This window comes from Pilimelia columellifera subsp. columellifera, assembly GCF_039532605.1.
GTDB lineage: Bacteria > Actinomycetota > Actinomycetes > Mycobacteriales > Micromonosporaceae > Pilimelia > Pilimelia columellifera.
Genome location: NZ_BAAARY010000004.1, coordinates 16,418 through 28,905, shown reverse-complemented (window position 1 = coordinate 28,905; position 12,488 = coordinate 16,418). Strand labels below are relative to the sequence as shown.

Here is a 12,488-nt window from a genome sequence, read left to right as displayed (position 1 = left end):
CTTCTTCAGTTCCCTGTCGTCGTGCCCTTGATCTCGCCGGTGCGCGACAGCGACGCACGGGCCGCCGCGATGACGTGATCCGGAGTGAACCCGAACTGCTCGAACAACACCTGGTGCGGCGCGCTCGCGCCGAAGTGCTCGATGCTCACGCACTCCCCATACTCCCCAACCAGCCGGTGCCAACACATCGCGATGCCGGCCTCCACGCTCACCCGCGCCTGAACGCCCCGGGGGATCACCTGCTCGCGGTACGCGGCGTCCTGCGCCAGGAACCACTCCAGACACGGCATGGAGACCACCCGGGTCGACACGCCGTCGGCCTCCAGCCGCTCGCGCGCCGTCAGGCAGGTGGCGACCTCGGACCCGGTGCCGATGAGGATGACGTGGGGCTGGCCGTCGGCGGCGTCGGCGAGCACGTAGCCGCCGCGCAGGGTGCCCTCGGCCGGGCCGTACCCGGAGCGGTCCAGGGTGGGCAGCGCCTGCCGGGTCAACGCCAGCGCGGTGGGCCGGTCGGTGTGGCTCAGCGCGCCCCGCCACGCCCAGGCGGTCTCGTTGGCGTCCGCCGGCCGGACCACGTCCAGGCCCGGGATCGCCCGCAGCGACGCCAGGTGCTCCACCGGCTGGTGGGTAGGCCCGTCCTCGCCCAGGCCGATCGAGTCATGCGTCCACACGTAGGTGACCGGCAGCTTCATGAGCGCCGCCAACCGCACCGCCGGGCGCATGTAGTCGCTGAACACCAGGAACGTGCCTCCGTAGGCGCGGGTGCCGCCGTGCAGGGCGATGCCGTTGAGGATCGCGCCCATGGCGTGCTCACGGACGCCGAAGTGCAGGTTCCGGCCGAACTCGTGCCCCGGGAACGCCTCGGTGGCGAACTCCGCCGGCACGAACGACGGCTCGCCGTCCAGGAAGGTGTTGTTGCTCTCGGCCAGGTCGGCCGAGCCGCCCCACAGCTCCGGCAGCGTCCCGGCGAGCGCGTTGAGCACCTTGCCGGACGCGGCCCGGGTGGCCAGGCCCTTGGCGTCGGCCGGGAACTCCGGCAGCGCGTCCAGCCAGCCGTCCGGCAGCCTGCGGGCCCGCATCCGCTCGAACAGCGCTCTGCCCTGCGGGTTGGCCTTGGCCCAGGCGTCGAAGCGCTGCTGCCACGCGGCGTTGGCGTCGCGGCCCCGGTCCACAACCTGGCGGACGTGTTTGAGGACGGTGTCCTCGACGGCGAACGACGCGCCCGGGTCGAAACCGAGCAGCTTCTTGGTCGCGGCGACCTCGTCGGCGCCCAACGCCGAACCGTGGATCTTGCCGGTGTTCTGTTTCTTCGGCGCCGGCCAGCCGATCACCGTGCGCAGCGCGACGAACGACGGCCGGTCGGTGGTGGCCCGGGCCTCCATGAGCGCCGTGTACAGGGCGGCGACGTCCTCGCCGTAGCTGCCCGACTCGTCGTAGTCGCGGCGCCAGTCGACGGTCTGCACATGCCAGCCGTACGCGGCGTAACGCGCGGCCACGTCCTCGCTCTTGGCGATCCGGGTGTCGTCCTCGATCGAGATCTCGTTGTCATCCCAGATGAGGGTCAGGTTCCCCAGTTTCTGGTGGCCGGCGAGGGCGCTCGCCTCGTGGCTGATGCCCTCCTCGATGTCGCCGTCCGAGGCCATGCACCACACGTTGTGGTCGAAGACCGACGCGCCGGCCGGAGCGTCCGGGTCGAGCAGGCCGCGCTCGCGCCGGGCCGCCATGGCCATCCCGACGGCGTTGCCGATGCCTTGTCCCAGCGGCCCGGTCGTGGTCTCCACGCCGGGGGTGTGGCCGTGCTCGGGGTGGCCCGGCGTCTGTGAGCCCCACTGGCGCAGGTGTCGAAGATCGTCGAGGCCCAACCCGTAGCCGGACAGATACAGCTGCGCGTACAGGGTCAGGCTGGAGTGGCCGCAGGAGAGCACGAACCGGTCCCGCCCGGCCCAGCCCGGGTCCGTCGGGTCGTGCCGCATGACCCGTTGGAACAGCAGGTACGCCGCCGGAGCCAGGCTCATCGCCGTTCCGGGATGGCCGTTGCCGGCGTGCTCGACAGCGTCCATGGCCAGCACCCGGACGGTGTCGACCGCGCGCCGGTCGAGATCCGACCAGGTCAGGGCGTTGGCGTTGTTGGCGGACACGATTGGTGTGCTCCCCACGTCGATGTGATCCACGGCTGGCGCGCTGGGCGCGGCGTCGGGCCTGCGGCGCTCGCGCACAGTCTCTGGGCGCAATCGTGCGGAAACCCGTCAGCAGGACTGACACTACCGAGCCGGGCGGAACTACGTGGTGTGGATGAGCCGGGTCTGTTCCTGGCGTGGCGCGGCCGGGCCCGGCTTATCGGTAGGCCCGCGGAGCGTCCCGGTGGCCTGCAAGTACCCTGTGGTGACTCGGCCAGGCGCCCGCGGGCAGCCCGCGCTCGGGATCTCGTGCTTCAAACCCCGCGCCGACGCCGGAAGGTGGCTCATCGACGTGACGCCGACAGTCAGCACGGTCAGCGACCGTCCGCCGGTCTCCGCCCCCGCCGTCGCCTCGGGCTCCCCGGCCGCGTTGGTGGTGGCCCGGCCGCGGCGCGATGTCCTGGCCGTCGTTAAGGCGTACGTGGCGCTCACCAAGCCGCGGATCGTCGAGCTGCTGCTGGTCACGACGGTGCCGGCGATGATGCTGGCGGCCAACGGCCTGCCCCGGTTGTGGCTGGTCGCTGTGGTGCTCGTCGGCGGTTCGCTCGCCGCCGGCGCCGCGAACGCCCTTAACTGCTACATCGACCGGGACATCGACCAGGTGATGCGCCGGACCTCGCGTCGCCCGCTGCCCACGCATGTGGTCGCGCCGAAGGCGGCGTTGTGGTTCGGGCTCACGTTGGCCTTCAGCTCGGTGACGATGATGGCGGTGTTCACGAACTGGCTCGCCGCCGCGCTGACAGCCGCAGCGATCGTCTACTACGACGTCGTGTACACCATGTGGCTCAAGCGCAGGACCTGGCAGAACACCGTCTGGGGCGGCATCTGCGGGGCGGCGCCGGTGCTCATCGGCTGGGCGGCGGTGACCGGTGGCCTGTCGGGCCCGGCCTGGGTGCTGTTCGCGGTGGTGTTCCTGTGGCAGCCGCCGCACTTCTACGCCCTGGCGATCAAGTTCAAGGACGACTACGCCCGCGCCGGGATCCCGATGCTGCCGGTCGTCGCCTCGGCCCGTCGGGTCGGCTTCGAGAGCGTGGTCTACGCCTGGCTGACGCTCGTCGTGTCGCTCGTCATGGTGGCCTTCGACGCGGGCCCGATCTATCTGGTGACCGCCGCGGTGACCGGCGGTCTGTTCGTGCTGGAGAGCCACCGGTTGTACGGGCGGGCCCGACGTGGCGAGCCGTTGAAGCCGATGCGGCTGTTCCACTGGTCGACGACCTACCTGACGCTGCTGTTCGTCGCGGTCGCGGTCGACGCGCTCGTCTGAGCCGGCCGACTGACCGTCCGAGGTCGTGTGGCTGCTGTCTCCGAAAAAGTGACGCCGACCGTTCCAAGAACGAACCGTGCCTAACTGGCAAATGTTCTTTTTTGTTAAAATCTGACATGTCGCATATTAATTTAGGAATTTTGCCCTTTTTGTCAGCATCCTTATGCTGATAAAAAGGTTATAGCTGACATGCTGTGGTGAAGGTCTCAACGGTTCAATGACGTAATTGGTATCACATTCATCTGCGGATAGTCCTACAGTTGCGTGTTGTTCTGCCTAGGCTGCGCGTCATGGCTGAAGGTTCCAACACCACGCTGACGACCGAGGTCCCGGCGAACGCCGTCACCCCGCAGGGGCTGGTGAGCGCGATCCAGACCTTTGCGGCCGCGCACGGCGGCGCGACAGCGGTAGTCGAGTACATCGGGCGCCGCGGCGCCCGGATCGTGCTGGTCGGTAAGGACGGCGTCTGGGGCGACCAGTTCGCCGAGACCACCGACGAGGCCCGTCGCGCGTGCGCGGCGGCCGGTATCGAGCTGGACAACAGCTGGGAACGAGAGTTGCTTGAGTCGATGAAGCCGAGCAACGACCTCTGGCGTTCGATGGGCCGTCGGCGGATCTCGCACTGACCCGCAGGAAGGGAACAGCACCACGGACCTGCCAGATGGCCCGGGCTGAGCGGCCCGGGCCATCTGCCGTCAAGTCATCTGCCGGGCTACCGGCCCGAGGTGGCGGCCTTCCGGCCGACGGCGTCGTCGAGCGCGCCGCCGCGGTCAAGCACGGCCAGCGTGGCGATCCAGACCAGGCAGGCCCCGACCAGATGCGCGCCGACCAACAGCACCGGCAGGCCGGTGAAGTACTGGACGAGGCCGATCAGTCCCTGGGCCAGTTCCACCAGGACCAGGGACGCGGCCGCCTCCACCGCGACCGCGGGCGCGCCCCACGCGCGCAGAATCAACCACGCCGCCACACTCAGACCGAGCAGCAGGAAGACCAGATCGGCGTGGATCTGCGAGATGTTCTGCGGGTCCAGGCCGTTGCGGGGGGCGTCCGGGTCGCCCGAGTGTGGGCCGCTGCCGGTGACGAGGGTGCCGACGAGCAGGACTGCGAAGCTGGTGGCGGCGAGCGTCCAGGCCAGCGGCCGCAACGGGCGAAGGGATCGGTCCGCCACCGGCGGCGCGACGATCATGTCGCGGGCCCGGCGCCAGAACTCGTACGCGACGCTGATCACCCCGATGGACAGCATGAAGTGGATGCCGACCACGAGCGGGTGCAGGGTCATCCACACCGTGATCCCGCCGACGACGCCCTGCGCCGCGATCCCGGCCAGCGCCAGCAGCGCGGGGCGGACCAGTCGGCGCGGCCGTCCCGCCAGGCGCCAGGCCGCGACGAGCCCGGCGACGGCGATCGCGCTGAGGACGATCGTCAGCAGCCGGTTGCCGAACTCGATCGCGCCGTGGATGCCCATCTCCGCGGTGGCGACCAGCGAATCGTCGGTGCACCGCGGCCAGGTCGGGCAGCCGAGTCCAGATCCGGTGAGCCGGACCGCCCCGCCGGTGGCGACGATCGCGGTGTTGGCGATGAGCGAAGCCAGCGCGAGTTGGCGGACGCGGATCAGCGCTCTGGCCGGGGCTGCGCGCTCGGCTGTCCCCGGGCGCCCGTCGGGAGGCCGCTGGGCGTGCGTGGCCCCGTCGACCTGCGGCGATCCTCCGGTGGACGGTGACGTGACGGTCATTCGGTCGCGCCTCGCTTCGCTCGGATGCGGCCATCGTACGCCCGATCTTGATCATGAAGAATGGGAGGTCGGACCCCGTGGCGGCGTTCTGTGGGCCCTGATTTGGCGGCGCCCCAGGAAATAGGTCACACTGGCGTAGTGAAAACCGACCTGCCTGCTCCCGTCCCGGCCACCGGGTGGTCGGCGCCGGTTGGGTCGGGCGCCGTCGTGGACCCAGGCTCGCCAGCGGTCGACAGCCGCACCCGGCAGCGTGTCGCCCGCCTCCTGCTGGAGCGTGGTCCTGCCACCGCGGCGGAACTGGGCGTTCAGCTGGGCCTGAGCCCCGCCGCCATCCGTCGCCACCTCGACGCGCTCATCGCCGCCGGCGCCGTCGCCGCGTGGGAGGGCGCCCGTCGTGGGCCACGGGGCCGGGGGCGCCCGGCGCGTGAGTTCGCGCTCACCGAGACCGGCCGTGACGAGATCCAACCGCACATGTACGGGGACCTGGCCACCGCCGCGCTGCGCTGGATCGACGCGAACAACGGCGCCGAAGCCGTCGCCGCGTTCGCCGCGGCCCAGGTCGCCGGCCTCGAACAGCGCTGCCGGGAGGCGCTGAGCAGCGCCGACGGCGACATGATGGACCGGGCCGAGGCGCTTGCGCGGGCCCTGACCGCCGAGGGCTACGCTGCCAGCGCGTCAGCGATCACCTCCGGCGGGCAGCTCTGCCAGCACCAGTGCCCGGTGGCCCACGTCGCCGCCGAGTTCCCGCAGCTCTGCGAGGCCGAGACGGCGGTCATCTCCCGCCTCATCGGCACCCACGTCCAGCGTCTGGCGACCATCGCCCACGGCGACGGCGTCTGTACCACCCACATACCCGCGCCCGGCCCCGTCGGGAGGCGCTCCGAAGAACACACTGTGAGGACGACCTGATGACCGAGCAGATCGCTCAGCCGACCCAAGAGGAGCACCTGGCCGCCCTCGGTAAGTACGAGTACGGCTGGTCAGACGCGGACGTCGCCGGCGCCGGGGCCCAGCGTGGCCTGTCGGAGGCGGTGGTCCGGGACATCTCGGCCAAGAAGAGCGAGCCGCAGTGGATGCTCGACCTGCGTCTCAAGGGTCTGCGGCTGTTCGGCCGCAAACCGATGCCGAACTGGGGCGCCGACCTCACCGGGATCGACTTCGACAACATCAAGTACTTCGTGCGCTCCACCGAGAAGCAGGCCACCTCGTGGGAGGAACTGCCGGAGGAGATCAAGAACACCTACGACCGGCTCGGCATCCCGGAGGCGGAGAAGCAGCGCCTCGTCGCCGGTGTCGCGGCTCAGTACGAAAGTGAAGTCGTCTACCACAAGATCCGTGAGGACCTTGAGGAGCAGGGCGTTCTCTTCCTGGACACCGACACGGCGCTCAGGGAGCACGAGGATGTCTTCAAGGAGTACTTCGGCACCGTGATCCCGGTCGGCGACAACAAGTTCGCCGCGCTGAACACCTCGGTCTGGTCCGGCGGGTCGTTCATCTACGTGCCCAAGGGCGTCAACGTCGAGATTCCGTTGCAGGCCTACTTCCGGATCAACACCGAGAACATGGGCCAGTTCGAGCGGACGCTCATCATCGTCGACGAGGGCGCGTACGTGCACTACGTGGAGGGCTGCACCGCGCCGATCTACTCGTCCGACTCGCTGCACAGCGCCGTCGTCGAGATCATCGTGAAGAAGAACGCCCGGTGCCGGTACACGACCATCCAGAACTGGTCCAACAACGTCTACAACCTGGTCACCAAGCGCGCCGTCTGCCACGAGGGCGCGACGATGGAGTGGGTCGACGGCAACATCGGCTCAAAGGTGACCATGAAGTACCCGGCCGTCTACATGACCGGCGCGCACGCCAAGGGCGAGGTCCTCAGCGTCGCCATGGCCGGCGAGGGCCAGCACCAGGACGCCGGCGCCAAGATGGTCCACGCCGCGCCGCACACGTCCAGCACCATCGTGTCCAAGTCGATCGCCCGTGGCGGCGGCCGCACCTCGTACCGCGGTCTGGTCCAGGTCCTGGAGGGCTCGCACCACAGCGCCAGCACGGTCAAGTGTGACGCGCTCCTGGTCGACACCATCTCCCGCTCGGACACGTACCCCTACGTCGACATCCGCGAGGACGATGTGAGCATGGGGCACGAGGCCACCGTCTCCAAGGTCAGCGAGGACCAGCTCTTCTACCTGATGAGCCGGGGCATGACCGAGGACGAGGCGATGGCGATGATCGTCCGGGGCTTCATCGAGCCGATCGCCAAGGAGCTGCCGATGGAGTACGCCCTGGAACTCAACCGGCTTATCGAACTGCAGATGGAAGGCGCGGTCGGCTGACCCATGACCACACAGGCAATCCAGGCGCCGACGGTGCCGCACATCACCAAGGCCGCGGTGCTGCGGTCGTACGACGTCACCGACTTTCCCGCCCTCACCGGGCGCGAGGAGGAGTGGCGGTTCACCCCGCTCGACCGGCTGCGATCGTTGACGGCGGCGCAGCTCCCGGCGGCCGCGCCGGCGCCCGCTCTGGAGCATGACGCGCTGCCGGCGGGGGTCGCCGTGTCGACGACGCCGCGTTCGGACGTCCGGGTCGGCAGCGTGCTCACCCCGTTTGACCGGATCAGCGCGATGGCCTTCAGCGGTGTCGACCACGCCCGCCTGGTCGCGGTAGCCGCCGACGCGGTGGTCGCCGAGCCGGTGCTGTTGCGCCTGACCGGCGACGACGCGAAGGCCGCCTCGTTCGGTCACACCGTCATCGAGATGGGCCGGTTCGCCCAGGCGACCGTCGTGCTGGAGCAGCGCGGCTCGATCACCCTCGCCGACAACATCGAGGTGATCGTCGGCGACGGCGCCCAGCTGACGCTGGTCACCATCGCCGACTGGGCCGCCGACGCGGTGCAGGCCCAGCACCTCGCCCTGAAGGTCGGTCGCGACGCGCGGGTGGTGCATGTCCAGGTCACCCTCGGCGGCGACCTGGTCCGTCAGTTCACCTCGGTCGACTACACCGGTCGCGGGGGAGAGGCCGAGCTGTACGGGCTGTACTTCGCCGACGCTGGCCAGCACCAGGAGCACCGCCAGATGGTGGACCACTCCACCCCGGACTGCCGCAGCTACGTCGGCTACCGGGGCGCGCTCCAGGGCGCAGGGGCGCACACCGTCTGGGTGGGCGACGTGCTCATTCGGGCCGAGGCGACCGGCACCGAGACGTACGAGATCAACCGGAACCTGCTGCTGACCGACGGCGCCCGCGCCGACTCGGTGCCGAACCTGGAGATCGAGACTGGCGAGGTCGCCGGGGCCGGGCACGCCAGCGCCACCGGTCGCTTCGACGACGAGCAGCTGTTCTATCTGATGTCCCGGGGCATCCCCGCGAACGAAGCCCGCAAGCTGGTGGTGCGCGGCTTCTTCGCCGAGCTGCTGAACAAGATCCCGGTGCAGCCGCTACGCGAGCGCCTCGGCGATGTGATCGAGGCCCGGCTGGTCAAGTCCGAGCGGGACCTCACGTGATCCGAGTCTGCTCCGTCGCCGACGTCTCCCCCGGGGCTGTCGTTTCGGCGGACCTGGACGGCACGCCGGTCGCGCTGGCGCACACGTCCGACGGCGAGTTCTTCGCCGTGCACGACATGTGCTCGCACGCCGCGGTGGCGCTGTCCGAGGGCGAGGTTGACGGCTGCTATCTGGAGTGCTGGCTGCACGGGTCGCGGTTCGACCTGCGCACCGGCAAGCCCTCCGGTCTGCCGGCCACCGAGCCGGTGGCCACCTTCCCCGTCGAGATCCGCGACGGTGACCTTTACGTAAGCCTGGAACCAAGTAATGGAGTGACGGTATGAGCACGTTGGAGATCCGCGACCTTCAGGTGTCGGTGAAGCTGCCGGACGGTGAGCTCAAGCCGATCCTGTCCGGCGTCACACTCACCGTGCGCTCCGGCCAGACGCACGCCATCATGGGCCCGAACGGCTCAGGCAAATCGACGCTGGCGTACTCGCTGGCCGGGCATCCCAAGTACGAGATCACCGGCGGCGAGGTGCTGCTCGACGGCGTCGACGTGCTGGCGATGTCGGTCGACGAGCGGGCCCGCGCCGGGCTGTTCCTGGCGATGCAGTACCCGGTGGAGGTGCCGGGGGTGTCGGTGGCGAACTTCCTGCGGACCGCCAAGACGGCGATCGACGGCGAGGCGCCGAAGCTGCGCACCTGGGCCGGCGAGCTGAAGGGCGCGATGGAGCGTCTGCACATGGACCCGGCGTTCGCCCAGCGCAACGTCAACGAGGGCTTCTCCGGCGGCGAGAAGAAGCGGCACGAGATCGTCCAGATGGAGTTGCTCAAGCCGAAGATCGCCATTTTGGACGAGACCGACTCAGGCCTGGACGTCGACGCCCTGCGGGTGGTCAGCGAGGGCGTCAACCGGGTCCGCGACAACGGCGAGACCGGTCTGCTGCTCATCACGCACTACACCCGGATCCTGCGGTACATCAAGCCGGACTTCGTGCACGTCTTCGTCGGCGGCCGGATCGTCGAGGAGGGCGGCCCGGAGCTGGCCGACAAGCTGGAGGCCGACGGTTACGAACGGTACGTGTCCGCCGCAGCAGCAGCTCAGGTCTGAGCGGGGCGCTGCGGTGACGGCCATCGAGATCCCGGCCGGCATGCCCCAGTACGAGGACATGCCCCGGCTTGACCCGCGCGAGCTGCGGGCGGACTTCCCCATCCTGGCCCGGCAGGTCAACGGGCAGCCGATGGTCTACCTGGACAGCGCGAACACGTCGCAGAAGCCGCAGCAGGTCATCGACGCCATGAGCGATCACCTGCTGCGGCACAACGCGAACGTGGCCCGCTCGGTGCACACCCTGGGCACCGAGGCCACCGAGGCGTACGAGGGCGCCCGGGCGAAGGTGGCGGCGTTCATCGGCGCTGCCAGCGCGGACGAGGTGGTGTTCACCAAGAACGCCACCGAGGCGATCAACCTCGTCGCCCACGCGTTCACGCCGGACGCGGCCGACCCCCGGTTCCGGTTGGGCCCCGGCGACGAGGTGGTGATCTCCGAGATGGAGCACCACTCGAACATCGTGCCGTGGCAGATGTTGTGCGATCGGGCGGGCGCGACGCTGCGCTGGTTCGGGGTCACCGACACCGGCCGGCTCGACTTCGACAACTTCGACGACCTCGTCAACGAGCGCACCAAGATCGTCTCGTACACGTACGTGTCGAATGTCCTCGGCACCGTCAACCCCACCTCGGCGATCACGGCCCGCGCCCACGAGGTCGGCGCGCTGGTGATGCTGGACGCCTCACAGGCGGTCCCGCACCGGGCCGTCGACGTGGCGGAGCTGGAGGTCGACTTCATCGCCTTCACCGGTCACAAGATGTGCGGGCCGACCGGCATCGGCGTGCTGTGGGGGCGCTCGGAACTGCTGAACGCGATGCCGCCGTTCCTGGGCGGCGGCTCGATGATCGAGACCGTGACGATGGAGCGCTCGACGTTCGCCGCCGCGCCGGCCAGGTTCGAGGCGGGCACCCCGCCGATCACTGAGGCCGTTGGTCTCGGCGCGGCCGTCGACTACCTGACCTCGGTCGGGATGGACGCGATCGCCTGGCACGAGAAGGAGCTGACCGCCTACGCCCTCGACGTGCTCGCCGGGGTGCCCGGCCTGCGGTTGTTCGGGCCGGCGGTCCCCGTCGGTCGGGGCGGCACCCTGTCGTTCGCCCTCGAGGGAATCCACCCGCACGACGTCGGCCAGGTGCTCGACTCGCTCGGGGTGCAGGTGCGGGTCGGTCACCACTGCGCCCGTCCGCTGTGCGTGCGCTTCGGGGTGCCGGCGATGACCCGGGCCTCGTTCTACCTGCACACCACCGTCGAGGAGGTCGACGCCCTGGCGCGCGGCCTGGAGCAGGTGCGGAAGGTGTTCGGCTGATGCAGCTCGACTCCTTGTACCAGGAGATCATCCTGGACCACTACAAGCGGCCGCAGGGCAAGGGCCTGCGTGAGCCGTACGGGGCGCAGGTGCACCATGTGAACCCTACTTGTGGTGACGAGATCACCATGCGGGTCTCGCTCAGGGGCGCGTCGGTGCAGGACGTCTCCTACGACGGCCAGGGCTGCTCGATCAGCCAGGCGTCGGCCAGCGTCCTGTACGAGCTGCTCAGCGGCGCGGAGATCGACGAGGCGCTCGCGGTGCACGAGGCGTTCGTGGCGTTGATGGCGGGGCGTGGCCAGGTCGAGCCGGATGAGGAGCTGCTGGGCGACGCGGTGGCGTTCGTCGGGGTGGCCAGGTATCCGGCCCGGGTGAAGTGCGCCCTGCTGTCGTGGATGGCGTTCAAGGACGCCGTGGCGCAGGCGGCTGTGGAGGCCGACGCTGCCGCCTCGGCCTCCGACGAAGGAGGAGAGGCATGAGCGACGACCAGTTCACCGCAGAGGAGTCGGCCCTGATCGCGGCCGCGTCGACGGGGCGGACCGTGGCTACTTCGCCCGGCCCCGCTGGCGCCGGGCCGGCGAGCACGGGCGCCGACCCGGCCGGGGGCCCGGCGGTGTCCAGCATGGTCTCGGCGCCGCCGGCGGCACGTCCGGACCGTCCGGATCGTCCGAAGGCAGCGGTCGCCGATGTCGAGGAGGCGATGAAGGATGTCGTGGACCCGGAGTTGGGGATCAACGTCGTTGATCTCGGCCTGGTCTATGGCGCGCACGTCGATGACGACAACGTCGCCACCCTGGACATGACCCTGACATCGGCGGCCTGTCCGCTGACCGACGTTATCGAGGATCAGACGCGTCAGGCGCTGACCACCGGTCCCGGCGGTGGTCTCGTCAATGATGTCCGGATCAACTGGGTCTGGCTCCCGCCGTGGGGTCCCGACAAGATCACCGACGAGGGGCGCGAGCAGCTGCGCGCCCTCGGCTTCAACGTCTGACCATCCTGGCCAGCGGGAACCCGCTGGCCAGGACTCTATTTCCCCAGCGCGTGCCGCCCCAGGTGCAGGCCGCCGCCTGGGAGGGATCACTCGCCGGTTCGGGATCGCCGTTCCGGCCGGGGAGATCGCTGTGCTTCATGTTCGGCCCGGGCGCCAGGCGCTCACTGTGCGTCGCACCGGCGCCACCGGCGGTGAGTGTCGCCATTGGCCGGTCCTGTCGGGCCGCCCGAGGCCGTGTGGTGACCGGCCTCGTTCCAGCGCGTCACGATCGCTATTTCGCCTTGCTGGTGGCGTTCTGAGCGTAAAACTACCGCCTGTCGCGTAGCAGGTGAGCTGCGTGACACGAACTCAGCCCGTTGTAGCGGCGTGGTATACGGAAAGCTATTTCGGCATTGGTTTCCATCAATAGGACAGAT

At 69.6% G+C, this 12,488-nt stretch carries 12 protein-coding genes; 10 read left to right on the top strand and 2 right to left on the bottom strand.

Annotated elements, in window-relative coordinates; genetic code table 11:
* Nucleotides 1-5: 5 nt before the first annotated feature.
* Nucleotides 6-2,138, bottom strand: a complete 2,133-nt coding sequence (gene tkt / locus ABD287_RS05790; protein WP_344169402.1) for a transketolase — start codon at nucleotides 2,136-2,138, stop codon at nucleotides 6-8.
* Between the two features lie 331 nt (nucleotides 2,139-2,469).
* Between tkt and ABD287_RS05785 the strand changes: the two genes are divergently transcribed.
* Nucleotides 2,470-3,441, top strand: a complete 972-nt coding sequence (locus ABD287_RS05785; RefSeq protein WP_425565514.1) for a heme o synthase — start codon at nucleotides 2,470-2,472, stop codon at nucleotides 3,439-3,441.
* A 290-nt stretch (nucleotides 3,442-3,731) separates the two neighbouring features.
* A complete protein-coding gene (locus ABD287_RS05780) occupies nucleotides 3,732-4,067 on the top strand; it encodes a hypothetical protein (RefSeq protein ID WP_344169399.1) in 336 nt (111 codons plus the stop codon).
* An 86-nt stretch (nucleotides 4,068-4,153) separates the two neighbouring features.
* Here ABD287_RS05780 and ABD287_RS05775 read toward each other — a convergent pair whose 3' ends face one another.
* Complete coding sequence (locus ABD287_RS05775; RefSeq protein ID WP_344169396.1) at nucleotides 4,154-5,173, bottom strand: COX15/CtaA family protein; 1,020 nt, start codon at nucleotides 5,171-5,173, stop codon at nucleotides 4,154-4,156.
* A 138-nt stretch (nucleotides 5,174-5,311) separates the two neighbouring features.
* On the opposite strand from ABD287_RS05775, the gene ABD287_RS05770 reads away from it, so the two are divergent.
* The 8 genes from ABD287_RS05770 to ABD287_RS05735 all read left to right on the top strand — a co-directional run bounded on the left by ABD287_RS05770 (nucleotide 5,312) and on the right by ABD287_RS05735 (nucleotide 12,072).
* Nucleotides 5,312-6,082, top strand: coding sequence for a helix-turn-helix transcriptional regulator (locus ABD287_RS05770; protein WP_425565507.1), 771 nt, complete (start codon nucleotides 5,312-5,314; stop codon nucleotides 6,080-6,082).
* A complete protein-coding gene (sufB, locus tag ABD287_RS05765) occupies nucleotides 6,082-7,509 on the top strand; it encodes a Fe-S cluster assembly protein SufB (RefSeq protein WP_344169394.1) in 1,428 nt (475 codons plus the stop codon). Before ABD287_RS05770 ends, sufB begins: the two co-directional genes overlap by 1 nt.
* A gap of 3 nt (nucleotides 7,510-7,512) precedes the next feature.
* Entirely contained in the window at nucleotides 7,513-8,679 is a 1,167-nt protein-coding gene (gene sufD / locus ABD287_RS05760) for a Fe-S cluster assembly protein SufD (protein ID WP_344169391.1), read from the top strand.
* On the top strand, nucleotides 8,676-9,002 hold the full coding sequence (locus ABD287_RS05755) for a non-heme iron oxygenase ferredoxin subunit (protein WP_344169388.1): 327 nt from the start codon (nucleotides 8,676-8,678) through the stop codon (nucleotides 9,000-9,002). The genes sufD and ABD287_RS05755 overlap by 4 nt, the downstream gene beginning before the upstream one ends.
* On the top strand, nucleotides 8,999-9,772 hold the full coding sequence (gene sufC / locus ABD287_RS05750) for a Fe-S cluster assembly ATPase SufC (protein ID WP_344169385.1): 774 nt from the start codon (nucleotides 8,999-9,001) through the stop codon (nucleotides 9,770-9,772). Before ABD287_RS05755 ends, sufC begins: the two co-directional genes overlap by 4 nt.
* Before the next feature lie 13 nt (nucleotides 9,773-9,785).
* A complete protein-coding gene (locus ABD287_RS05745; RefSeq protein WP_344169382.1) occupies nucleotides 9,786-11,078 on the top strand; it encodes a cysteine desulfurase in 1,293 nt (430 codons plus the stop codon).
* Complete coding sequence (gene sufU, locus ABD287_RS05740; protein WP_344169379.1) at nucleotides 11,078-11,557, top strand: Fe-S cluster assembly sulfur transfer protein SufU; 480 nt, start codon at nucleotides 11,078-11,080, stop codon at nucleotides 11,555-11,557. The genes ABD287_RS05745 and sufU overlap by 1 nt, the downstream gene beginning before the upstream one ends.
* A gap of 143 nt (nucleotides 11,558-11,700) precedes the next feature.
* Nucleotides 11,701-12,072, top strand: coding sequence for a metal-sulfur cluster assembly factor (locus tag ABD287_RS05735; RefSeq protein WP_344169860.1), 372 nt, complete (start codon nucleotides 11,701-11,703; stop codon nucleotides 12,070-12,072).
* Nucleotides 12,073-12,488: the final 416 nt, after the last annotated feature.